The organism is Starkeya nomas (assembly GCF_902703545.1).
Taxonomy (GTDB): domain Bacteria; phylum Pseudomonadota; class Alphaproteobacteria; order Rhizobiales; family Xanthobacteraceae; genus Ancylobacter; species Ancylobacter moscoviensis.
Genome location: NZ_CACSAS010000001.1, coordinates 3,746,943 through 3,770,559 on the forward strand (window position 1 = coordinate 3,746,943; position 23,617 = coordinate 3,770,559).

The window sequence follows — 23,617 nt, forward strand, 5'->3', positions numbered from 1 at the left end:
GCTCGCAAGCGGAGCCCCGGCGAGATACGCCGGATCAGCTACCGGCTGCCTGCGCGACGGATATCGCGACGCAGGTCGCTTCCGACGGCAGCAGCATGACCTGCCCCCCGCCATTGGCGAGATCGTAGACCCGGACCGCGCCGAGATTGGTGGCGAGCGAGCTGTCCTGCGGCAGCGCCGCGACCACGGCGTCGCACGACTTCTGATAGGGCACGACGCGCACCAGCGCGCCCTCGCACCCCGTTCCCGTCGGCGCAGCATAGACGATGCCCGCCGCCGGCCCGGAATAGTCCGGTGAGGTAATGTTCAGGCCGAGCACGGAATGCACCGCGTGCTTGTCGGGCTCGGCCGTGTTCCAGTGCGACTGGATACTGTATTGCGCGGAGCCGGAGAGAAGCTGGCCGAGCACCGGAAAGACGGTGCCGCAGGCCTTCAGCCCGGCCTCGCGCGCATGGGCGAGGAAGGGCGTTTCCGGAAGCTGTGGATCGGCCGCCGTCGCGCCCGGCATCGCCGGCCGTCCGAGGAAGCCACGCACGGCCGGAATCTGCGTCGCTCCGAGGACCGCCGCCACAAGCACCGCCGCGCCGAGAAGCGACAGCAGGACCATCCGCTGCCCCGGCCTCGGCGCCACGCCGACGTCCCTCTTGGCGGCGTCAGGCGCCGCGGCGGCCCTCGACATGATCCGGTCGCGGATGGATTGCTGCGTCATCGCTTCATTCATTTCAGTTGATCGTCCCCAGCGCCTTGGCGAGGCCTTTCAACGAGGCCGTCACGGTGACGCGCTCGCCGGATGCCGTGGCATAGGAGACGGTTACCGGAGCTTCCTTCCCGATCTGCTCGCGCAGGACCGGTCCGACAGGGACCATGCCGACGCAGACCGTCTGGTTGCAGCCCTCGAGCCGCACGGCGACGGGCTGCTTGCGCCCGGAAAAGCCGAGCGAGATCTCGCCATTCGGGTCCGCCTGCGGCGCCGTGCGCAGGATCATGAAGGGTTTGCCCTCCTGCGTCGCCGCCAGCGACCAGCTGAAAACCAGCGCGCCGGAGCGATCCTCGATCACCTGGCTCACATTACAGACCATCTGCTTGGCCTTCAGGTTCTCGTCGCAGACGAGCGTCCAGTTCTCGAACGGCGTGGTGACGCGACGATACTGACCGAGAGGCACGCCCTCGGGGACCACCACCTCGGACACACGGATGCGGTAGGCGGCGGGGGCCGGTGCGGAAGCTGCCGCCGGGGCCGAAGGGTTCTCCTGTCCGACGGCGCGCGCGCCGCCGGACAGGAGCAGACAGGCCACCAGCATCAGGTGGGGGAGTGGGGCCTGCCTGATCACGACAACCTCAGTTGAGCGTGAAGCTGATGCCGCCGCCGACGCCCCAGTTACCGCCGGTAGTCGTGCCGGACAGGTTGCTGCGGATGCGGCCGTCCTCGCTGGTGTAGCCTGCGCCGATGGCGACGGCCCCCTCGCTGCGCCAGTAGCCGCCGCCGACCGCCACGCTCGCCTTGCCCGGGCGGTCATCGTAGCGCAGCGAGGCCGCCGCAAGACCGATCGCCGCCGCCTGCCGCGCCTCGGTGCGGACTTCGCTGATGCCCTGGTTCAGCTGGCCGAACATGTAGTCGGTATAGGCGTTCGCCTGGTTCAGAGTCTGCGCCGCCAACTGGTTGGTGTAGCTGTTGGCGGTCTGGACCGCCGCAGCGGTGCGGTTGTCGGTGTAGGTGTTGGCCTCGATCAGCGTGTTGCCGAGACCTTCGTTGAGCTGGCCGACATTGACCGCGTCGGTGTCCTTCACGCCGGCGGCGACATTGGAGATCAGCACCGGCGCGTTGGGATCGCCGCCGAGCAGGGTCACCGTGTTCGACTTCGTCCCGTCCGGGTTCTTGTCGTACTTAACCGTGAACTCATCGAGCTCGCCGATGCCGGTCTCCACCGCCTCGATCGCCTGGTTGGTCGCATAGAGCTGCGAACCGTTGATCGCGTCCGTGCTGGTGGACGAGATCCGGCCCGCCGCCACATTGGTGACCGTCCGCTCAGCACCCTCGTTGCCGACGCTGACCGTACCCACCGGCGCAGTGCCGGCGAAGGCATAGTCCACGCCGTTGATGGTGGTGCCGGAGGTACCGACCGCCGCCGCCGTGGTCGAACCCGCGCCCAGCGCCACAGAATTGGCGGTGCCGGCTGTGGCGCCTTCGCCGATGGCGACGCTGCTCGCGCCGCTCGCCGTGGCCCCGGAACCGACCGCCGTCGCGCCCGCGCCCGAAGCGGAAGCGTTCACGCCGGCCGCCAGCGCGTTCGTGCCGCTCGCCCCGTCATTGTTGTAGTTGCCACCGGTCACGCCGCCATCATTGACGCTGTAATAGTGCGTCTTGTTGGTGATCACCGTGGTGTTCAGCGTCTCGATCGCCTGGTTGGTGGCGTAGAGCTGCGAACCATTGATAGCGTCCGTGCTGGTGGCCGAAATCCGGCCCGCCGCCACGTTGGTGATCGTCCGCTCGGCGCCCACATCGCCCACGCTCACCGTGGAGAGCGGCGCGTTGCCCGCGAAGTTGTAGGTGATGCCGGCAATGGTCACGCTGGAAGTGGCGACGGTCGTCGCCGTCACCGACCCGTAGCCGAGGGCGACGTCGCCCTCGAACAGGGCCTGCGCCCCCTGGCCGAGCGCCGTCGCATAGTCGGCACTCGCCGTCGAGAACTGACCGAAGGCCGAGGAATAAGCCCCACTCGCCGTGCTCGCCTGGCCGACGGCGGTCGAATTCTCGCCGGTGGCCAGGGCGACCTGACCGAGCGCGGTCGCGTAGTTGCTGTTGGCGATCGCCCCTTCACCGACCGCCGTCGTGAAGTCGGCGGTCGCCTGGCTGTTCTGACCGATGGCGGAGGAGAAATCGCCCGTCGCCGTGGCGACCTGACCGATGGCCGTGGCCGCCAGCCCTTCGGCCCGCGAGTACATGCCGACCGCCGAGCTGAGATCGCCCGTCGCGTTGGCGCCCTGACCGAGCGCCGTGGCGTACTGGCCGGAGGCGAGGGATTCGTCGCCCACCGCGGTGGTCGATTCGCCGGAAGCCTCCGACTCGCCGCCGAGCGCAACCCCGCGCGGCCCGCTGGCAATGGCTCCGCGCCCCAGGGCGATCGACTGATAACCGCTCGCCGAGGCATCCATGCCGATGGCAACGGCATTCCAGCCGGTGGCGCCATCATTGTTGTAGTTGCCGCCGCCAACCGAGTTGACGCTGAAATAATGCGTCTGGTTATCGACGACGTAGTCGTTCAGCGCCTTGAGCTGCGCGACGTTCACCGCGTCGCTGTCCTGCGTGCCCGCCGCGACGCCGGTGATCTGGCGCGTCACGCCGTTGGCCGCGTCGCCGACGCTGACCGCGCCGCGGGTGCTGAGCCAGGCCGCGCCCGTGTCGGTCGAGGCAAGACCTGTTAGCGGATCGTAGCCGGCAATACCGGCAGCCGTATTGGCAACCGAGCCGGAACCAAGCGCCACGCCGTTCTCGACGGTCGCCTGGCTATTTTGCCCCAGCGCGGTGGCTCCTACCGCCGTCGCGCTCGCCAACTGACCGATAGCCGTCGCATTCTCGCTATCTGCGGTGGAGGAGTGACCGACGGCCAGGGTATTGGCGCTCAGCGCCTTGCTGAATTGCCCCAAAGCGCTCGAATTGTCGCCCGTCGCCTCGGCGGCCTGCCCGAGCGCGGTCGCATAGGAGCCACTGGCTATGCTGTATTGCCCCATGGCCGTGCTGTAGGTGCCTGTGGCCTCCGCGTGCTGGCCGACGGCGGTGGTGTTCTCACCCGATGCAATGGAGCCTTCACCCACTGCGGTCGTCCAGATATTCGTCGCCTTGCTGTGCTGGCCCAATGCTGTCGAATGATCGCCGGATGCTTCGGCGACCTGGCCCACGGCCGTGCTGGCCAGTCCGCTGGCTACCGTGCCCATGCCGACGGCCACCGACAATTCACCGGTGGACTGGGCTTCCTGACCCAGCGCCGTGGAGAAATTGCCGTCCGAGCGCGAGGCCATGCCGACCGCGGTCGAGCGCTCGCCGATGGACTGGCTGAACTGGCCCACCGCGGTGGAGTACACCCCCGTGGCCTGGGCGGCCTGGCCCACGGCGGTGGTGTTGTAGTTGTTGGCGAGGGCGCCCTGGCCTATGGCGGTCGCATACTCCTGCGTGGCCTGGCTGAACTGGCCCAGCGCGGTGGAGAAAGCGCCCGTGGCATGGCTGTCTTGGCCGAGCGCGGTCGTGTACTGCTGCGAGGCCTCGCTGAACTGGCCCACGGCGGTCGATTCCCCGCCGGTGGCGCTGGCTTGTTGCCCCACCGCCGTATCCCGGTAGTCCTGGGCCAACGAACCCTGCCCCAGCGCTGTCGACTCCCCACCCTCGGCGCGGCTGAACTGGCCCACCGCCGTGGCGTGCCAGCCGGCCGCGCTGAACGAACCCACGGCCGTAGCCAGCTCGCTATAGGCATTCGAGGCTTCGCCCAGCGCGGTCGATGCAAATCCTTGCGCCTGCGCACCTCGGCCGAGAGCGGTCGCGGCCACATCCCATGCGGCGGCATCCGTACCGACCGCAGTGGTGCCCCAGGCGGTGGCATTGGACCGCGTACCCAGTGCGGTCGAGGCGTCGCCGGTCGCCTGGGCGTTCTGCCCCGCCGCCAGCGTGTCGATGCCGGTGGCACCGTCATTGGCGTAGTTGGTGGCGTCCACCTGCCCGCGCACAGCGCCCGTGTCGTTGACGCTGAAGTAATGCGTCTGGCCGGCGACGACGGTAGCATCCAGCGCCTTGAGCTGGGCGACGTTCACCGCGTCGGTGTCGAGCGAGCCCGCCGCCACGCCGGTGATCTGGCGCGTCAGGCCGGTGGCGGCATCGCCCACCGAAACCGCCGCCAGCGTGCTCACCCAGGTCGGGTCCGTGTTGGTGGAGGGCAGGCCCGTCGAGGGATCGTAGCCCACCGCGCCTGCCGCCGTGTTCGCCACCGAGCCGGAGCCGAGAGCGACCCCGGCGCTCTGCGTCACCACCGCGCCATTGCCCAGCGCAACGCCGCTGTCGGCCAGTGCTTGCGCCAGGTAGCCGGACGCAACCGAATACTCGCCAGCCGCCTGCGCGCCAGCACCCAGCGCGGTTGCGCCCAGTGCCGAAGCATTGGCGTATATGCCCAGCGCGCTGGCATCGGTGCCGATGGCGCTTGCATTCGAACCGATGGCGGTGTTGCCGCTGGAGATCGGATGCAGCGGCGGATCGTCCACGCCACCCGCGATGGCGTTGGTACCGATCGCCACGTTGAAATGACCATCGGCGTTGGCGGCGTTGCCCAACGCCAGCGTGCCGTCCCCCTGGGCGCTAGCCGACCGGCCAATGGCAATGCCGCCATAGTTCAGGCCCGCTATGCCATCCGTCGCGATCGCGTCGCTGCCGATAGCAATGGTGTAGTCGCCCTGACCCTTGGCGTTCACGCCGATGGCCACCGCATTAACGCCCGTGGCACCGTCATTGTCGTAGTTCCCGCCCACCACGCCGTTGTCGTTGACGCTGAAGTAGTGGACCTCGTTGGCTTCCACCACGCCGGCCAGCGCGGTCAGCTGCGCCACGTTCACCGCGTCGCTGTCCAGCGAGCCGGCCGCGACGCCGGTGATCTGGCGGAACTGACCGTTGGCCGCGTCGCCGACCGACACCGCGCCCAGCGTGCTGGTGGTGGCGTTGACCGCCGCGGCCTGCGCCACGCTCGCGCCGGTCGGGACGAAGCCCACCGCGCCCGCTGCCGTGCTCGCCACCGAGCCGGAGCCCAGCGCGACGCCTGTGCTCTCGATCACCGTCGCGCCATTGCCCAGCGCCGTGCCGAGCGTGACGCCCGTCGCCGCGCTCAGGGGCGTGCCGCCGGCATCGGCGTTGTCGCCGAAGGCCGCGCCGCCGCCGCCCGCCTTGGAGCCGGCACCCATGGCCACCGATCCGGTGGCCAGAGCGCCGCGGCCGATGGCGATGGCGTCGACGCCGCTCGCCTCGCTGTCGGTGCCGAGCGCCAGCGCGTCCTCGGCCGTGGCCTGGGCGCGAGCGCCGATGGCCACCGTGCGATCGGCCGTCACATAGGCCTGGTTGCCGATGGCGACGACGTCGTTGAGCGCGACGGACGGGAGCGCCGTGACCTCATTGCCGTTGAAGTCGTAGAACCGGTCGGTCGTCTCGTCATAGATCATGCCGGTCGCCGCGCCGGAACCCAGTGCGACATTGTTGCTGCCCTGGATTCCAAAGCCGGCGACCTTGCCCGCCGCGTAGTTGTTGTCGCCCGTCACCGCCCATCCGGCGAACCGGCCCTGGGCGAGGTTGTCGTCGCCCACCACCTGCCAGCCGGCCTGCGGTCCGAGAGCGACATTGTAATCACCGGTCACGAACTCGCCGGTCGCGAAGCCGAGGGCAATGTTGCCGTCGCCGGTGACGCCGCTGCCCGCCACCGTGCCGAAGGCACTGTTGTTGTTGCCCTGCGCGGTGCCGCCGGCGCTCGCCCCGACATAGGTGTTGTCGTTGCCGCCGGAACCCACGCCGGCCCCGGAGCCGATGAAGGAATTGCGGTCGCCCGTCGCCCCTTGGCCGGCCTGGACGCCCAGCGCGAAAGTGCCAAAGCCGCTGGCGACGGCACGGTCGCCGATGGCGATGGAACTCGCGCCGCTGGCGACGTTCCGGGTGCCGATCGCCGTGGCGTTGAGCCCGCTCGCCGTGTTGCCCGTGCCTATGGCCGTGGAGAAGTCGGCGGAAGCCTCGTTGTCGTAGCTACCAACCGCCGTCGCGTACCAGCCCGACGCCGAGGCGCCCACACCCGCCGCCAGCGAATTCTGGCCCGTGGCGCCATCATTGTTGAAATTGCCGCCGATCGTGCCGTCGTCGTTGACGCTGTAATAATGCGTCTGCGCGGCCTTGAGCTGGGCAACGTTCACCGCATCGGTGTCCTGCGTGCCCGCCGCGACACTGGTGATCTGGCGCGTCCAGTTGGCAGCGACGTTACCGACGCTGACCGCCCCCGCCGTGCTGTTCCACGCCACCCCGGCCGGCGTGGCGCCGCCCGTCGGATTGTAGCCGGCGACGCCGAGCGCGGTGTCCGCCAGCGAGCCGGCGCCGAGGGCAACGCCGTACAGAGAGGAAGCGATCGAGCTCGCGCCCACGGCAAGCGTATAGTCGGCGCTGGCCTGCGCGCCGGAACCGAATGTCGCCGCGTAGGTGCCGGTTGCCAAACTGCGGTAACCGGCCGCGACGCCCCCTTCCTTGGTCGCTTCGCTGCTGTTGCCAAAGGCGGAGCTGTAGAGCGCCGTCGCCTTGTTGGCGTAGCCGACCGCGCTGCTCATCGTGCCGGTAGCCTGATTGCCCATGCCCACGGCGGAGGAGCCGGGACCCGACGCCGTGTTGCTGTTGCCGAGAGCCGCGGTGTTGTCGGCCGTCGCCTTGTTGTCGTAGCCGACAGCCGTCGAAAACCAGCCCGATGCCGTGTTGGCCTGGCCAAAGACACTGCTGTTGGTGCCGCTCGCCACATTGTAGTCACCGACGGCGATGCTCGAAGTGCCCGTGGCTTGATTGTTGTAACCGGCGGCAAGGGACTCCATGCCGCCGACGGTATTCGCGACACCCACGGCAGTGGCGCGGCTTCCCGAAACCTGATTCTGACTGCCGACCGCGACGCTGTCCTCGCCGCTGGCAACCGCGTTCACGCCGATCGCAATGGAATTCGCGCCGGCGGCGCTCGTCCCCATGGTGCCTTGCGCGATGGCACCGGTGCCGAGATTCGTGGCGATCCAGTTGTTCAACACGGCCAGATCGACACCACCGAAGACGGCGGGAACGCCGCTCACCGTGGCGAAGGCGCCATTCGCGGTCGGCACCTGACACGTCCAGGCAGTCGTATCGAAGGGACCACCGAACCCGGGCCGCGAGCAGGTGCCGCTGGGAGTCACGGTCATGTCCGCCAGCGCCGGCGCGGCAAAGCCGAGACTCGCCACCAGCGCCCCGCCGATGCCCAGCATGCCGAGCGCACGGCGCCGATCCATGCCGAGCTGCGCGGAAGCCAACCGAAGCACCGCCATCAGCCGCCGCCGGACGGAACGGTTGTCCGCCGCCCCCAGCACCCAGTCATTCGCGAAAGTCCGCCCGGAAGCCCGCTTGCCGGAATCGTTGGCGTCGATCTTGTTGTTATCGATCATGCTGATGCTCCATCCTGATGCGGCTCGATCGACCGAGGCGGCGTGGTTGGCGTCTTGATGGGGGAAGCCGCATCGGCGGCTCTTTGCTGTTCACGCAGGTTCTGGCCGTCTCGCAGCCCGATCTGCTCGATGGCCTCGAAGGCCTTGGCGACCCAGTCCGTCGAAGGCTGGGGCACCTGTTCCAGAGCCTGCGTCGCCTCGGCCGGCGGCAGCACCCGCAGCAGCAGGTTGCGGCAGGCCGAAAGATGCAGGGAGGGCGCCCCCTCGCCATAGAACGGCGTGGTGAGCCCGAGAATGAAGCGGGCGAAGAGGTAGCCCTTTTCCGGCGTGGAGAGTTCCTTGCCGTAGCGCACGTCCAGCGCGTTCCAGGCCGAGACGGCCTTCGGCGCCAGCATCTCGACGACCGGGTCGAGCCGGGGTTTCGTCAGCGCGTTCATGCGACGCCTCCGACGGTCTCGAAGGCATCCAGCGCGGCGATGTGATAGCCCTGAAGATGCGTCGCGCCCGCCGCGCTCGCGCAGGCCGCCTGCTCGGATGTCTCCACGCCCTCGACGACCACGATGGGCGCGAAGCTCAGCGCGAATCCCACCATGTGGTGGAGACTGTCCTGCCCGTCGGAGGACGGGCGCACGTCGCGGACGAACGACTTGTCGATCTTGATGATGTCGAAATCGATGAGCTGGACGAGGCGCGGCGAGGAGAAGGCGACACCGAAATCGTCCATCGCGACCCGGCAGCCCCGGCGGCGGATCTCGGCGATCAGGCGCGCGGCCAGCGAGAGGCAGCCCAGTGCCTGCGTTTCCGTGAGTTCGAGCACGAGGCGCGACAGCAGGTGGGGACGCTGCAGCAGCGGCTCCAGAATCCCGTCCCAGGTCGTTTCGTCGGCAAGGCTTTCGGCCGATAGATTACACCCGAGCACCGCGCTGGCATCGGCGTCCAGCCGGTCGAGGATCAGCGCCACCACATGGCGATCGAGAAGGGGAAGGCTGCGCGACCGCTCCAGCACCGGAAGGAACTGGTCCGCCCGCCAGACGATGCCGTCGCGGTCGCACAGTCGGGCAAGACACTCATTGTAGAGCGTCGCGCCCGCCCCGTCGGCCGCACGCACGGGTTCGGTGGCCAGTGACAGCCTCCCCTCCGCAAGAACCTCGTGCAGCACGACGACATCGAACACTTTCGGAAGAGCCCCCACCCCTCGCGCGGATATCCGACAATTCAAGTATTTCCGAGAGCCCCCGCTCCCTCCTCAAGTCATCCTGAGGATACCGAATTGCTTCACGCCCCCAGCGTACCCGCTATCAAAATCGGGCATTGGCCGATAGCCACGCACAAACTCTGATATCGAATATGTACGGAGAATCGAGCGGCTGTATATCTCGGAAATACCGGATTTTTTACTTGAATTAACTATTTTGTTTCAAACCTATCGCAATTTCCGCTGCGATCACAATTTTGCGCCAAAGCATCGCAAGCGACCGAAATTGATAGGGCGACAGATGGCGAGACTGCGGGAGAGGTAAGGGGTATCTAGGTACGATAGATCGGCGTCGTGCAGGTGTTCATCCAATGCCTACGCAAGGGATAGAATGTTGATCGCAGGACTATGGACGACTTTTGTCGTATTCCTGCTTCAGACTTTGCGATTCGTGCGGGTGCGAAGACCGGAATGGCATCGGTCCGGAAACCTGATGAATACGAAATACCAGAGAGATACCCGCTGGAACTTCAGGATAGCGCCGATCTCGCCGACAAAGCTGGATCGCCCCTGTGTTCCGAGGGTCCACCTTTCTGCCACAAGCAGGCGTATCAGCCTTCCTCGGAATGATGCTCGGAGTCGCTCAAGCCGCTGCCGTTCAGCGATCCCAGATCAGGAGCGATGTCATCCACCTGCCGCAGCCGGCGATATTCCTTCGGCATGGTGCCCCACACCCGCTTCATCATCGCCGTCATGTGGCTGTTGCTGGAAAAGCCGGCGATCTTCGCCACTTCGCTCAGCGGCGCCTCGGTCTTTATGATCAGGTGCCGTGCGTAGGTGAGCCGCGAGGAGATCACGTACTGGTGCGGCGACTGGCCGGTCGTGTGCTTGAAGGCCCGCGCGAAATGGCTGGGCGATAGCCCGGCGACCATCGCCAGACGTTCCAGCGGCAGACTTTCGGTCAAATGGGCCTGGATGAAGTCGTTCACCCGCCGCCAGGCGTTCGGCGAAAGACCTCCGTTGAACATCGACGTGGATCGTCCCTTCAGCGACGAATAATTGCGAAGCAAATAAGTTGCGAATACCGTGACCAGCGCGTCGAGACTCTCGGCACAGCCAAGCTCGGTCGTCTCCACCTCGCGACGCATCCAGCGCGCCAGCGTGTGCGCCTGCGCATCGACGAAGCCGAGCTTCGGCGGACGCAGTTCGAAAGTGTCGCGATCGTACTCCATGCCGGCTAACCGCTCCAGACGGGCGGGCTCGACGGCGACGAGCAGATTCTGCTTCTCCACCAGCCAGCGGGCAAAGACCTCGCTCTCGACGGGAATGATCTCCAGCGCGCCTGCCGGCGCGAGACCTTCCATCCGGCGGTCGCTGTTGAGCGCAACCTGCCGGTCTGGCTGCGCCGTGAACAGGACCAGCGCCATATGCGACGCGGCCGTGAACTGGATGGAGTTCGGCCCCGTATGGGTACGGGTCACCGCTCCGCCATTGAGTTGGAACTTCGGGCCCCACTCGTCCGGCACACCACTCAGCATTGAAAACGCCCCTGCTATCCAACCCTGGCTGGATGCCGGCCTTTCATCCCCCCGCAAAAGGTGACGCCTCTCCGACGTGTCCTTCCAGGGACACGAACAGGCTTCGCCGGCTCAACAAGCCCGAAGCACGTCGGATTCTGGTCGAGGAAAAACCGTTCCAGCAAACTAAAGCCCGGCTAATGCCGAGGCTAGTTCCGCAGTCACGGACTATTTCAGATTACGCTGTATCGGAATACTGCTAATTTAAGAGCACCGTGCTGCCGAATAGGCAGCAGGAATATGACAGCCGCCGCACGGGGCGCCACCATGGCTCTCGTTCATATTGAGTGTGTGTTCAAGATACCGGCTACTGCCTGATATTCAATATTTTTCTTTCGATAATTTGCATAGAAACGCCGCGAAAAATCGACCGGAGCGACACGCAAACAGACTCGTTCCAGGCAATCGGTAACGAAGGACGGATAATCGCTATGCCGGCAAGATAGTTTGCAGGCACGCGATCCAGCCCCCCTTTCGCCAAGCCCAGCACCAGCGACAGGACCCGTCTCGGAAAGGCGGGCCGGGCATCGCTCGACGCGAGGCCCGGCCGGTTCTCAGGAGCGATACCCCCGCCCACTCTGGATGCGCTTCAGCGCAAGCTCGAGCGCGTCCACGTCATCCTTCGTGTTGTAGAAGGCGAGCGAGGGGCGCACCGTGCTCTCCAGCCCGAAGCGGCGCAGGATCGGCTGCGCGCAATGATGCCCGGCGCGCACCGCGATGCCCTCGCGGTCGAGCGCGGCGCCCACATCCTGCGTGCGGCAGCCGTCGAGCACGAAAGAGAGCACGCTCGCCTTCTCCTTCGCTGTTCCGATCAGCTTCAGCCCGGGGACGACGAGCAGCTTCTCTGTCGCGTAGAGCAGAAGCTCGTGCTCATAGCGGGCGATCACCTCCATGCCGATGGACTCGACATAGTCGATCGCCGCCCCCAGCCCCACTGCGTCGGCGATGTTGCCGGTGCCGGCCTCGAAGCGCTCCGGCGGGCCATTGTAGATCGTCTTCTCGAAGGTGACGTCGGCGATCATGTTGCCGCCGCCCTGCCACGGCGGCAGATCCTTCAGCACCTCGGGCTTGCCGTAGACGACGCCGATGCCCGTCGGCCCGAACACCTTGTGGCCGGAGAAGACAAAGAAGTCGGCATCGATCGCCTGCACGTCGACCGCCATATGCGAGACCGACTGTGCGCCGTCGACCAGCGCCCGGACGCCGTGGCGATGGGCGATGGCAACCAGCTCCTTCACCGGCACCACCGTGCCGAGCGCGTTCGACACCTGCGTCACCGCCACGAGCCGGGTGCGCGGGTTGATCAGCTTCTCGTATTCCTCAACGATCACCTGGCCGGTGTCGTCCACCGGCGCCACACGCAGCTTCGCGCCCTTTTCGGCCGCGAGCTGCTGCCAGGGCACGATATTGGCATGGTGCTCCAGATGGGTGACGACGATCTCGTCGCCCTCCTTCACATGCCGGCGGCCATAGGTCTGGGCGACCAGGTTGATCGCCTCGGTCGCCCCGCGCACGAAGATGATGTCCTTCACCGAACCGGCGTTGAGGAAGCGCCGCACCTTCTCGCGCGCCGCCTCATAGGCATCGGTGGCCCGTGCCGCCAGCGTATGGGCGGCCCGATGGATATTGGAATTCTCGTGCTCGTAGAAGCGGCTCAGCCGGTCGATCACCGCCTGCGGCTTCTGCGTGGTCGCGGCATTGTCGAGCCAGATCAGCGGCTTGCCGTGCACGCTCTGCTGCAGGATGGGAAAGTCGCGCTTGACCGCGTGCGGATCGAAAGGCCCCGAGGCCGGACCGAAGTCGGGCACCAGCTCGGGACGCAGGCCCGAGGGGAGGCCACCGAAATCCGGCGTCCGCTCTGCCGGATGCGCCAGTTCGGACGGCAGCGCCGGAACGCCGCCGGGAAGCGATGCGCCCGCAGGTACGGGAGCACGCGTTTCTCCTTCCCTTAGGAAATAGAACCCGTCCGCACTCGGCTGGGCGATGCTTCCGGGAACGGACGGCGCATCGGCGCCCGTCGCATGACGACGGGAATCGAGCCCCACCACATTGCCGAGCCCCGCCGGCACGCCGCTGAAATCGAACGGAGCCGAGAAGGCCGGGAAGACCGAACCGGAAAGTCCCGATGCCGGAGTACCGCCCGGCTGCGGCAGGCCGGGCGAGCCCGGCATCGCGACGGCGGCGGGCGCGACCGATGCCGGGATGTTCGGCGTCGGCACTGCGGAGGGAATGGTGACGGGCGGCACGTCGGGCGGCCCGATCGGCGGCTGCACGGGAATGTGCGGGGCCACGGTCGTCACCGCCGAGGCGCCGGGGATGTTCCCTGGACTCGGCGGCGAGGACGGCAGAGTGACGACATGCGGCGCCGCATCGGGAGCCGACTGGAAGAAGGCATTCGCCAGCTGTCGGAGCACGCCCGGATCGGGCCAACCCGGTGCGGCCCGCGCGCCCTCGCCGGGAAGCTCCAGCGAAAGCGGCTCCACGCCACCTTCCGGCGCCGGGACCACCGCATCGGCCGCGAGTACTGGATCAGGCGTAGGTGTCAGGATAGGCATGATACTTGCCGACCTCGACGTTCTCTAGCACCGCCAGCGCATCGTGCGTCAACACGGCCGCCGAGCAGTAAAGGGAGATGAGATAGGAGGCGATCGCCTTGCGGTTGATGCCCATGAAGCGCACCGACAGGCTCGGCGCCACCTCGCCCGGCACGCCCGGCTGGAATAGGCCGACCACGCCTTGCTTCTTCTCGCCCGTGCGCAGGAGCAGGATGTTGGTCTTGCCGTCCTCGTCGACGAACAGCTTGTCGGACGGTACCAGCGGCAGCCCGCGCCAGGTGAGGAAGGGCGTGCCGAACAGCGTCACCGTCGGTGGCGGCACGCCGCGACGGGTGCATTCGCGTCCGAAGGCGGCGATGGCGCGCGGATGGGCGAGGAAGAAGGCGGGCTCCTTCCACACCTTGGTGATCAGCTCGTCGAGATCGTCCGGCGTCGGCGCGCCGGTGCGGGTGCTGATCTTCTGCGTCGGCGCCGCGTTGGCGAGCAGGCCATACTCGGCGTTGTTGATCAGTTCGCTCTCCTGCTTCTCCTTCACCTTCTCGATCAGCAGACGCAGCTGTTCCTGGATCTGGTCGTAGGGGTGCGAGTAGAGGTCGGAGACGCGGGTCTGCACATCGAGGATGGTGGTCACCGCGTTGAGCGAGTACTCGCGCGGCGCCTCCTCGTAATCGACGAAGGTTTCCGGCAGATCGGGATCCTGGTCGCGGCGCGGCGAGCATTCGACGGCGGCGTCGATGTCGCCCCCGGCTTCCTTGACGCGGTTGAGCCGGTAGATGCCGGCCTCGACCGGCGTCCAGGGCAGGAAGGACACGAGCCAGCGCGGCGTGATGCCGGACCATTGGGCACGAGTCTTGGTGGCATTGGCAAGCTGCCGGGCGGCAGCCTCGCTCAAGGTTCGGCGAAGGGCAGGCTCTTCAGTCATCAGGCACCCCGTTCAGATGAAAGTCCGGGCCGTTCGGGCACCGGGGAGATGGCACCGGCCCCGCTGCTGGAGCGGGTCTGTGCCTGTGTGATGTGGCTGCCGGGCGGCACCGAATGGGTGAGCCAGACATTGCCGCCAATGCTCGATCCGCGGCCGATGGTGACGCGCCCCAGCACCGTCGCACCGGCGTAGATCACCACGTCGTCCTCAATGATCGGATGGCGCGCCTTCCCCTTGATGAGCGCGCCGCGCTCGTCCGCGGGAAAGCTGCGCGCGCCCAGCGTGACAGCCTGATACAGGCGCACCCGCTCGCCGATCTCCGCCGTCTCGCCGACGACGACACCGGTGCCGTGATCGATGAAGAAGCTGCCGCCGATCGTGGCGCCCGGGTGGATGTCGATGCCGGTGCGCGAATGGGCGATGTCGGAGATCAGCCGTGCCAGAAAGCTCGCGCCGAGCTCATGCAGGGCATGCGCCAGCCGATAGTGGATCACGGCGGTGAGGCCGGGATAGACGAGCAGCACTTCCGAATAACTGGTAGCGGCCGGGTCGCCGTCATAGGCGGCGCGCAGGTCGCTGACCAGAAGGCCGCGTATGGCGGGCAGCCGGGCGGCGAAGTCGCGGGTAATCTCCACCGCCTGCCGCTCGAACTCCTCCTCGCTCAGGTCTTCCTGAATGGAGAAGGGCAGGCTGCGCTTCACCTGCTCGCTCAGGCCGGTGAGGGCGTCGTTCAGCGTCGCGCCGACGAAATAGTCGATGGTCTCCGCGGTCAGGCCGGGCTGGCCGTAATGAGCGGGAAAGAGCGCCGCGGCGAATCCCTGCAGTGCGGCGACGATCGCCTCCCGCGAGGGCGGCGGACGCAGCCGGCCGCGATGGCGGATATTGTGGCTGACGTCGCGCGAGAGCTTGAGGCCCGCGACCACGGCATCGAGGTTCCAGCGCGGCGGAGAAGGTTCCGCACGGGGAGGAGCGCGGTCCGGCTGCCGTGCAATCCGGTCGACCCCGCCCAGCTCGACATTCTTCGCGGCCATACGCATCCCTCGCCGCAGCGCGCACCGTGGCGCCACCGCCATCGACACTATGCGTGGCATGAGACCGAAAGGTTGTCTAGTTGATTTATAGAAAATAGAGGTAAGATAGGTCCCCGCCTCCCGAACCGTCCGTCGGGCGCGGAGCCCGGCGATTCGGCAAAGCGCATTGGCGACCTATCTAACGGACAGCCTATCTATGAACGGGCACGCACGGATGCGCGGCCCGCAGCACGGCGCGTGCCGCCGGGGAGTGACATGAGATGCGATTCACCGACGCCTTCCGCTCGAAGACCCTGATTGCCGCCGGCCTCGCCGCCCTGCTCCAGCTCGCCGGCCCCGCGGCAGCACGGGCGGACGATCTCGCCGCCATCAAGCAGGCGGGCGTGATCAAGATCGGCACCGAGGGCACCTATCCGCCCTTCACCTATCACGACAGCAGCAACAAGCTGGTCGGCTTCGACGTCGAGATCGGCCAGGAGATCGCCAAGCGCCTTGGCGTGAAGGCCGAATTCCTCGAAGGCAAGTGGGATGGCCTGATCGCGGGGCTCGACGCCGGCCGCTACGACGCCGTGATCAACCAGGTCGGCATTACCGAGGCGCGTCAGGCCAAGTATGATTTCTCCAAGCCCTATATCGCCTCAAAGGCGGTGCTGATCGTCCGCGACGGCGACGAGTCGATCAAGGGCTTCGCCGACCTGAAGGGCAAGAGGTCCGCCCAGTCGCTGACCTCGAATTTCGGCAAGCTGGCCGAGAAATACGGCGCGACCCTCGTGGGAACGGACGGCTTCGACCAGTCGATCCAGCTCGTGCTCAACGGCCGGGCCGACGCCACCCTCAACGACAGCCTGTCCTTCCTCGACTTCAAGAAGCACAAGCCGGATGCCAAGGTGCGGATCGTTGCCGAGGAGAAGGACGCCGACTATTCCGGCGTCATCGTGCGCAAGGGCAATCCCGAGCTCGTCGCGGCCATCAACAAGGCCCTCGACGAGATCCGGGCCGACGGCACCTATGCAAAGATCTCCGACACCTATTTCGGCGCCGACGTTTCCAGGTAAGGCTTCAAGGAAACGCCCCGCCAAGGGGATCGATGCGGGATCGGCTCGTCGGCCGGTCCCGCCGCATTGAGGGGTGACGAACGTGCCCTACTGGCTCGACCTGATGCTGCAGTCGCTCGGCCCGCTCCTGTGGGCCGGCCTCGTCTTCACCGTGCCGCTGACGCTGCTTTCCTTCGCCCTGGGCCTCACGCTCGGCTTCCTCACGGCGCTCGCCCGCCTCTACGGTCCGCGGCCGCTGGTGGCGCTGGCGCGCTTCTATGTCTGGATCATCCGCGGCACACCGTTGCTGGTGCAGCTCTTCGTCATCTTCTATGGACTGCCCAGCGTGGGCATCCTGCTCGACGCCTTCCCGGCGGCGCTGATCGGCTTCACCATCAATGTCGGCGCCTATACATCCGAGATCGTCCGCGCAGTGATCGCCTCCATTCCCCGCGGGCAGTGGGAAGCCAGCTACTCCATCGGCATGAGCTGGTCGCAGGCCCTGCGCCGCACCGTCCTGCCGCAGGCGGCGCGCGTGGCCGTGCCGCCCCTCTCCAATTCCTTCATCTCGCTGGTGAAGGACACCTCGCTCGCCGCCGCCGTCACTGTGCCCGAACTGTTCCAGGCAGCCCAGCGCATCGTCGCCACCACCTATGAGCCGCTCATCATCTATATCGAGGCGGCGCTCATCTATCTCGCCCTAAGCTCCGTGCTCTCCGCGCTGCAGGACAGACTGGAACGGCATCTTGCCCGCTCCAGCGGCACGCTGGAGGCCGCGGCATGATCCGTCTTACCGACATCGTGAAGCGCTTCGGGGACCTTGAGGTGCTCCGCCGCGTCAATGTCAGCGTGCGCGAAGGCTCCGTCACCGCGCTGATCGGCCCTTCCGGCTCGGGCAAGAGCACCCTGCTGCGCTGCGTGAACCTGCTGGAGTTCCCGGAAGCCGGCGAGCTCGTGCTCGGCGAGGAGACCGTGCGCTTCACCGGCCGCCCGCCAGAGCGCGAGACGATCCGCCGCGTGCGGCGCCAGACCGGCATGGTGTTCCAGAACTTCCAGCTCTTCCCCCACCGGACCGCGCTGGGCAATGTGATGGAAAGCCTCGTCGTGGTGCTGAAATGGCCGGAGGCGCAGGCCCGCGCGCGGGCGCTCGAGCTGCTGGAAAAGGTCGGCCTCGCCCACAAGGCCGATGCCTTCCCCGCACAGCTTTCCGGCGGCCAGCAGCAGCGCGTCGCCATCGCCCGCGCGCTGGCCTCCTCGCCCCGCGTCCTGCTCTGCGACGAGCCGACCTCGGCGCTCGACCCCGAACTGGCGCTGGAGGTGGTGGAGGTGCTGGCCCAGCTCGCCCGCGAGGGCTCCACCATGATGATCGCCACCCACGATCTGCGCCTCGCCGCCAGCGTCGCGCATGAGGCTGTGCTGCTGGAAGCCGGGGAAGTGGTGGAAAGCGCCCCGGCACGCGAGCTGTTCACCAACCCGAAGCACGAGCGCACCCGGCGCTTCATCTCGACGCTGGGAATCGACGCGCAGCTACCGGAAGCACGCCGCGCCGCGCCGTGAAGATCGATTGGCAATGGCTCACGGCGGGAGGGAGGAAGCCGTGGCCTCCCGGAAGGGAATCGAACCCCTGACCCCAGGTTTAGGAAACCTGTGCTCTATCCTGCTGAGCTACCGGGAGTGACCGCGCGTAGATGAACCCAATCGAGGCTTCGGATCAAGGGGCGCGCGCCACGCGCCTGTGGTCCACGCGAACGGGTGGGCGTGGCGGCGGCTTTGAGCTATGCTGCAACATCGCGATGATGATCGATCGCAACGATAGGAAGCGCTCCGGCCTGGATGGCAACATCCCGGGGAAGGGGCGTTTTCCGGCGTTTGTAGACCGGAAATGATCATGCCGGGACGTTTGGATGTGTCGTCTATGACTGCCCGCTCCGCTGCGCCGGCCCTGCGTGCCCGGAGCCGCTGGCGTGCGCACGCGTTGAGCGGCCTCGTCGGCGCAGCCGTGCTCTCGGCTGTCCTGTCGGCGCCCGCACTGGCGGCAAACTGCCCCGGCACCTATGACGGGCGGGGCCGCGTCGCCGGACTGGAACCGGGCGGCGACTTGCGGTTGGCGGACGGCATCGTCCTGCGCCTCGCAGGCCTCTCGCTTGCCGGTGCGTCCGGCGAACCGGCTCTGCGTGCCGCCCTGGAGGAGATCGCCCTCGAACGCGACATCGAGTTCGCGACGGCTGGCAAGGATCGCTACGGACGGCTCGTCGGCATTGTCCGGCTGTCAGGTCACGCGGCCACGCTTCAGGACGAACTTCTCGCGCGCGGCATCGCCGCCGCCCGACCGGAGAAGGACGTTCTCGGCTGCATGCCGGCATGGCTCGATCGTGAGCGCCCGGCGCGCGACGCGAAGCTTGGCATCTGGGCGGAGCTGCCTCTCGATGCCCGCGGCATCGCGGCCATCCGTGCCCGCGAAGGGCGTTTCACGATCGTGGCGGGGCGCGTGCGAAGTGTTGGAAACGGACGCCGGGTGGATTACCTCAATTTCGGCCCGGTTTGGCGGCAGGACATGACCGGCCGGCTGGAGAAACCGGCGCGAATCGCGCTTGAAGCCCGTGGCACGACGCTGGCAGAACTCGCCGGGCGACACGTGGCGATGCGCGGTACCGTGCTGGAGGCCGGCGGGCCGGCGTTCGACATCGTCTGGGCCGAGCAGATCGAATGGTCCGGGGCCGCGACGGGAACGAGGCAGGCAGGGGAACGGTGACAGAATCCGCGCGCAGCTTGGGGGCAGACCGCAGAGCGGGGGAGACGGCGTCCCGACGCCCGTCTCTGCGCGCATTCGTGCGCGCCCTTGCGCTCGGCGGCACTCTTCTCCTCGGCGCCTGCGCCGCGCTCGAGGAATCGCGCACCGCGAATGCGCCCACCCCGCCCCCGCGTCTCGACGAGGTGCTGACCCCGGCGCAGCGGCAGGAGCACGAGCGGCTCGTCTCCTCCTATGGCGGTGCCTACAACAATCCGAAGCTGCAGAAGCAGATCGAGGACGTGGTGACGCGGCTGGTCGCGGCTTCCGAGCGGCCGAACCTGCATTACCGCGTCACCATCCTCAATTCGCCGGCGGTGAACGCCTTCGCCCTGCCCAATGGCTCGCTCTACGTGACGCGTGGCCTTCTGGCGCTCGCCTCCGACAATTCCGAGCTGGCCTCGGTGCTGGCCCATGAAATGGCGCACGTCATCGCCAATCATGCCGCGACGCGCGAGGACCAGATGAAGCAGGCCGTGCTCGTCAGCCGCGTCATCTCTGACGTGGTGAACGATTCCGACCTCGGCGCGCTGGCCCTCGCCCGCAGCCGCATTTCGCTCGCCAGCTTCTCGCGTGGCCAGGAACTGGAGGCGGACGCCATCGGCGTGGGCATCAGCGCCCGCGCCGGCTTCGACCCCTATGGCGCGGAACGCTTCCTGACCACCATGGGCCGGCAGGCCTCGATACGCTCGACCTCGATGAGCCAGAGCGCCAGCACCGACACCTCCGATTTCCTGGCAAGCCATCCCGCCACGCCCGAGCGCATCTCCATCGTCATGGCCAACGCGCGCGAATACGCCTCTCCCTCCAAGCCGGGCGAGCGTGACCGCAAGCAGTACCTGTCGGCGATCGACGGGCTCGTCTATGGCGACGACCCGAAGGAAGGCTTCGTGCGCGGACGCCGCTTCTTCCACCCCAAGCTCGGCTTCACCTTCACCGCTCCGGAAGGTTTCACGCTGGAGAACACTTCCCAAGCCGTGCTGGGCGCCAGCTCTTCCGGGCGAGAGGCGCTCCGGCTCGACGCGGTGCGCGTCGCCGGCGACCAGAGCCTGGCGCAGTACCTCTCCTCCGGCTGGATCGAGGGTGTCGAGATCTCCACCGTCGAGAGCCTTGTGCTCAACGGCTTCCCCGCCGCCACCGCCGTGGCGCGGGGCGAGCAATGGTCGTTCCGCATGTTCGCGATCCGCTTCGGCAGCGACGTGTACCGGCTGATCTTCGCCGCGCGGCAGCTCACGCCGGAGCTCGACCAGGCGTTTCGTCAGGCGGCCGAGACCTTCCGCCGCGTCTCCATCGAGGAGGCCGACAACGTCAAGCCGCTGCGTCTGCGCATCGTCACCGCCGGCCTTACCGACACGCCGGAGAGGCTGGCGGCCAAGATGGACGTGCAGGACAAGGCGATGGAGCGCTTCCTGATCCTCAACGGGCTCAACCGCGGCGACAAGCTCGCCTATGGCGAGCAGTACAAGATCATCGCGGAATAGCCGCCGTCAGGCCGGGCCGAAGGCGCCGCGCGGCACGTCGGGATTGTGCGTCAGGGCGATGCGCAGCTTCTCGATGGCGCGGCTCTCGATCTGCCGCACCCGTTCCTTGGAGATGCCCAGCCGGGCGCCGAGCACTTCCAGCGTCTCGCTTTCCTCGTCGAGTCGGCGCGCCTTGATGATGCGGAACTCGCGCTCGTTGAGCCCACGCAGGGCCCCTTGCAGCCAGCGACGGCGGCGCTCGCCGTCGATCTCCATCGAGACCTGTTCGTCCGGCAGCGGATCATCCGCGACGAGCTGGTCGAGGCGTTCGGCCCCGTCATCCTCGCCGGGCGCCAGCGGCGCGTTCAGCGACAGGTCGGGAACGTTGAGGCGGGCATCCATGCGCGCCACCTCGATGGGACTGACGCCGAGCCTGGTGGCAATGGAGCGGTGCATCTCCTCGCGCGTGGTCAGTCCGGTGCGATCGCTGTCGCGCTCCAGCCGGGCGCGTATGCGCCGCAGGTTGAAGAACAGCGCCTTCTGGCCGGAGGAGGTGCCGCCGCGCACGATCGACCAGTTGCGCAGCACGTAGTCCTGAATGGCGGCACGGATCCACCATGTCGCGTAGGTCGCGAAGCGCACCTCATGCGACGTCTCGAAGCGCGACGCGGCCTCCATGAGTCCGATATGTCCCTCCTGGATGAGGTCGGACATGGGCAGGCCGTAATAGCGGAAGCGGCGGGCGATGGCGATGGCGAGGCGCATATGCGCATGGATCAGCGCGTGCAGGGCCTGCTCGTCATGTTCCTCGGCCCAGCGGCGGGCGAGCTCGTATTCTTCATCGCGGTCGAGCAGCGGCGCCATCATCGCGGCGCGCGCGAGCTGGGTGCAGCGGCCGGCCTGTTCGCTCATGCGGCGTCTCCCCGAACCCGTCGGGGGCCCGCGAACGGCGCGTCTCCGGTGGTCAACGGCCCCCGGACAAGCGCCGGGCGCCGGGCCCGGACGCGCTGTCAACGCCGGGACCGAAGGAAGGTTCCCCGATGAGGTCCCCACACGGGTCCAGACAGCAAAAGGCCCGGCGCGAGGCCGGGCCTTTTCCGTCCAGATCGGAAAGCACCGCTCAGGCGGCGGCTTCCTCCGTATCGGTCTCTTCTTCGGCCGTCTCGGCCTCGGCTTCCGCCTCGCCCTTGCCGGTGCGGCGCGGGCCCTTGAGCAGGTTCTGCTCAATCAGCTTGATCGCCTCGGTCTCGGTCAGGTTGTCGACAGCAGCGAGCTCGCGCGCCATGCGGTCGAGAGCAGCCTCGTAAAGCTGGCGCTCGGAATAGGACTGCTCAGGCTGCGCCTCGGAACGGTAGAGGTCGCGCACCACCTCGGAGATCGCGACGAGATCGCCGGAGTTGATCTTGGCCTCGTACTCCTGCGCGCGGCGGCTCCACATGGTGCGCTTCACGCGGGCGCGGCCCTTCAGGGTCTCGAGCGCCTTCTTGAGGATGGTCGGTTCCGAGAGCTTGCGCATGCCGACAGAGGCGATCTTCGGGACCGGAACGCGCAGCGTCATCTTGTCCTTTTCGAAGTGGATGACGAACAGTTCGAGCTTGAAGCCCGCCACTTCCTGTTCCTCAATCGCCATAATGCGTCCGACGCCATGGGACGGATACACGATGTGCTCGCCCGTCTTGAAACCCTGGCGGATGTTGTTGGACGGCTTCTTGGTCGACGTCATGCTGTGCCTGCTCCTGGGTCTCGGTTCTCACGGCGCCGCGTCGCCCTCGGCGCGCTGCCGCCTGCGGCTAGCCCGCAGGGAAAAGAAACACCCCGGCTTCCACGGATGCGGAAACCGTACTTCAGCCGTCGACGGAAAACTCAGGGAAGCCCGTCATGCGGTTGTCGCCGCATGCTGGACGAAGGCCCGACATCAATTCCGGGAGGGGCGCTCCGGTACGGGAGCGTTGCGCCATGGCAAACCCAATCGACTGCACGAGAGGGTATATAGCACGAATCCCGGAAGAATCAAAATGCTGCCGCAATGCAGCGCAAGCCGCACCGGCGCCGCTGAATCGGTCAGCGGGCGTCGGCGTCGGCGAATCGAGGCGTGCCACAGGGGCCCGCGTTCAGTCCTGCTTACCCGGTTCGGGTGAGAGATACTGTAGCTTATCGGCTACACCATCCCACTCCTTGGCGTCGGGCAGCGGATCCTTGCGATCGGTGATGTTCGGCCAGACCTTGGCGTAGTCGGCGTTGATGGAGAGCCACTTCTCCAGCCCCGGCTCGGTGTCCGGCTTGATCGCCTCGGCGGGGCATTCCGGCTCGCACACGCCGCAGTCGATGCACTCGTCCGGGTGGATGACGAGGAAGTTCTCACCCTCATAGAAGCAGTCCACCGGACATACCGAGACGCAGTCGGTGTATTTGCACTTGATGCAATTATCCGTGACTACGTAGGTCATTTATCCGGTCTCCGTACGGCGGGTGTGAATTGTCCCGCGGCGCTCACCTAGCGCACCTGCCGGAGAGTCGCAAGAAACATCAGGTCTTCACGGCGCATGGCTGTCCGGCGCGCCAGGGGTCTCCACTTCCACATAGGTCGTGGCCGCCACCTGTGCATCCCCCCGCCGCTCGATAAATCCGGTGACCCGCCAGAGCCGTACGCGGGAATCGAGGGCAATGGTGAGCACGTCGCCAAGGCGGATCGTCTGGCTCGGGGCGGTGACGCGCGCGCCGTTCAGCCGCACGCGGCCGGCCTTCACCAGCGCCGCGGCGCTGGAGCGCGTGCGCACGCAGCGCGCATGCCAGAGCCAGGCATCGAGGCGATGGCGCCGACTGTCCGGCTCGTCATGGCGGGAGGCGCCCTGTCCGGAGTCGCTGTCGTCGGTCAAA

General features: G+C 67.2%; 17 protein-coding genes, 1 tRNA gene and 2 pseudogenes. 5 read left to right on the forward strand and 15 right to left on the reverse strand.

Annotation, left to right across the window (positions count from 1 at the left end; translation table 11 throughout):
* Nucleotides 1–34: 34 nt before the first annotated feature.
* From STARVERO_RS17785 to epsC, 10 genes and pseudogenes are all read right to left on the reverse strand, one after another.
* Nucleotides 35–709, reverse strand: a complete 675-nt coding sequence (locus tag STARVERO_RS17785; protein WP_159600450.1) for a hypothetical protein — start codon at nt 707–709, stop codon at nt 35–37.
* Nucleotides 710–722: 13 nt separating this feature from the next.
* Nucleotides 723–1,301 (reverse strand): invasion associated locus B family protein, encoded by a 579-nt coding sequence (locus STARVERO_RS17790; RefSeq protein ID WP_159601876.1) that lies wholly within the window; start codon nt 1,299–1,301, stop codon nt 723–725.
* A 37-nt stretch (nt 1,302–1,338) separates the two neighbouring features.
* Nucleotides 1,339–4,854, reverse strand: a pseudogene (locus tag STARVERO_RS23895) (YadA-like family protein); the annotation flags it as partial.
* A gap of 174 nt (nt 4,855–5,028) precedes the next feature.
* Nucleotides 5,029–8,178, reverse strand: a pseudogene (locus STARVERO_RS23900) (hypothetical protein); the annotation flags it as partial.
* Nucleotides 8,175–8,615 (reverse strand): hypothetical protein, encoded by a 441-nt coding sequence (locus tag STARVERO_RS17800; RefSeq protein ID WP_144341087.1) that lies wholly within the window; start codon nt 8,613–8,615, stop codon nt 8,175–8,177. The pseudogene STARVERO_RS23900 and the gene STARVERO_RS17800, both read right to left, overlap by 4 nt.
* On the reverse strand, nt 8,612–9,352 hold the full coding sequence (locus STARVERO_RS17805) for an EAL domain-containing protein (RefSeq protein ID WP_159600454.1): 741 nt from the start codon (nt 9,350–9,352) through the stop codon (nt 8,612–8,614). Before STARVERO_RS17805 ends, STARVERO_RS17800 begins: the two co-directional genes overlap by 4 nt.
* 632 nt (nt 9,353–9,984) lie before the next feature.
* Nucleotides 9,985–10,968 carry a helix-turn-helix domain-containing protein gene (locus tag STARVERO_RS17810; protein ID WP_159600456.1) on the reverse strand — a complete coding sequence of 328 codons (984 nt, stop codon included), beginning with the start codon at nt 10,966–10,968 and terminating at the stop codon, nt 9,985–9,987.
* Nucleotides 10,969–11,504: 536 nt separating this feature from the next.
* Nucleotides 11,505–13,505: a family 2A encapsulin nanocompartment cargo protein cysteine desulfurase gene (locus STARVERO_RS17815; protein ID WP_159600458.1), complete on the reverse strand. Its 2,001-nt coding sequence runs from the start codon at nt 13,503–13,505 to the stop codon at nt 11,505–11,507.
* The gene (locus STARVERO_RS17820; protein ID WP_144341091.1) at nt 13,480–14,427 is read right to left on the reverse strand and encodes a family 2A encapsulin nanocompartment shell protein; all 948 of its coding nucleotides are present in this window, start codon (nt 14,425–14,427) and stop codon (nt 13,480–13,482) included. The genes STARVERO_RS17815 and STARVERO_RS17820 overlap by 26 nt, the downstream gene beginning before the upstream one ends.
* The gene (gene epsC / locus STARVERO_RS17825) at nt 14,427–15,458 is read right to left on the reverse strand and encodes a serine O-acetyltransferase EpsC (protein WP_144341092.1); all 1,032 of its coding nucleotides are present in this window, start codon (nt 15,456–15,458) and stop codon (nt 14,427–14,429) included. The genes STARVERO_RS17820 and epsC overlap by 1 nt, the downstream gene beginning before the upstream one ends.
* A 260-nt stretch (nt 15,459–15,718) precedes the next feature.
* Between epsC and STARVERO_RS17830 the strand changes: the two genes are divergently transcribed.
* The 3 genes from STARVERO_RS17830 (at nt 15,719) to STARVERO_RS17840 (ending at nt 18,049) form a co-directional block, all read left to right on the forward strand.
* Entirely contained in the window at nt 15,719–16,513 is a 795-nt protein-coding gene (locus tag STARVERO_RS17830; RefSeq protein ID WP_159600460.1) for an amino acid ABC transporter substrate-binding protein, read from the forward strand.
* Between the two features lie 82 nt (nt 16,514–16,595).
* Nucleotides 16,596–17,276, forward strand: a complete 681-nt coding sequence (locus STARVERO_RS17835) for an amino acid ABC transporter permease (protein WP_144341094.1) — start codon at nt 16,596–16,598, stop codon at nt 17,274–17,276.
* Nucleotides 17,273–18,049: an amino acid ABC transporter ATP-binding protein gene (locus STARVERO_RS17840; RefSeq protein WP_159600462.1), complete on the forward strand. Its 777-nt coding sequence runs from the start codon at nt 17,273–17,275 to the stop codon at nt 18,047–18,049. Before STARVERO_RS17835 ends, STARVERO_RS17840 begins: the two co-directional genes overlap by 4 nt.
* 41 nt (nt 18,050–18,090) lie before the next feature.
* On the opposite strand, the gene STARVERO_RS17845 is transcribed toward STARVERO_RS17840, so the two are convergent.
* Nucleotides 18,091–18,167, reverse strand: a tRNA-Arg gene (locus STARVERO_RS17845).
* Nucleotides 18,168–18,407: 240 nt separating this feature from the next.
* Here STARVERO_RS17845 and STARVERO_RS17850 point away from each other — a divergent pair.
* Together STARVERO_RS17850 and STARVERO_RS17855 are read left to right on the forward strand one after the other, a co-directional pair.
* Entirely contained in the window at nt 18,408–19,244 is an 837-nt protein-coding gene (locus tag STARVERO_RS17850) for a thermonuclease family protein (protein ID WP_244616809.1), read from the forward strand.
* Nucleotides 19,199–20,761 carry a M48 family metalloprotease gene (locus STARVERO_RS17855; protein ID WP_454683953.1) on the forward strand — a complete coding sequence of 521 codons (1,563 nt, stop codon included), beginning with the start codon at nt 19,199–19,201 and terminating at the stop codon, nt 20,759–20,761. The genes STARVERO_RS17850 and STARVERO_RS17855 overlap by 46 nt, the downstream gene beginning before the upstream one ends.
* Before the next feature lie 6 nt (nt 20,762–20,767).
* Here STARVERO_RS17855 and STARVERO_RS17860 read toward each other — a convergent pair whose 3' ends face one another.
* From STARVERO_RS17860 to STARVERO_RS17875, 4 genes are all read right to left on the reverse strand, one after another.
* Nucleotides 20,768–21,652 (reverse strand): RNA polymerase factor sigma-32, encoded by an 885-nt coding sequence (locus tag STARVERO_RS17860; protein WP_159600482.1) that lies wholly within the window; start codon nt 21,650–21,652, stop codon nt 20,768–20,770.
* A gap of 208 nt (nt 21,653–21,860) precedes the next feature.
* Nucleotides 21,861–22,463 (reverse strand): CarD family transcriptional regulator, encoded by a 603-nt coding sequence (locus STARVERO_RS17865; protein WP_144341098.1) that lies wholly within the window; start codon nt 22,461–22,463, stop codon nt 21,861–21,863.
* A 388-nt stretch (nt 22,464–22,851) separates the two neighbouring features.
* Nucleotides 22,852–23,187: a ferredoxin FdxA gene (gene fdxA, locus STARVERO_RS17870; RefSeq protein ID WP_159600484.1), complete on the reverse strand. Its 336-nt coding sequence runs from the start codon at nt 23,185–23,187 to the stop codon at nt 22,852–22,854.
* A gap of 87 nt (nt 23,188–23,274) precedes the next feature.
* Nucleotides 23,275–23,616, reverse strand: a complete 342-nt coding sequence (locus STARVERO_RS17875) for an RNA-binding S4 domain-containing protein (RefSeq protein ID WP_159600486.1) — start codon at nt 23,614–23,616, stop codon at nt 23,275–23,277.
* Nucleotide 23,617 lies beyond the last annotated feature (1 nt).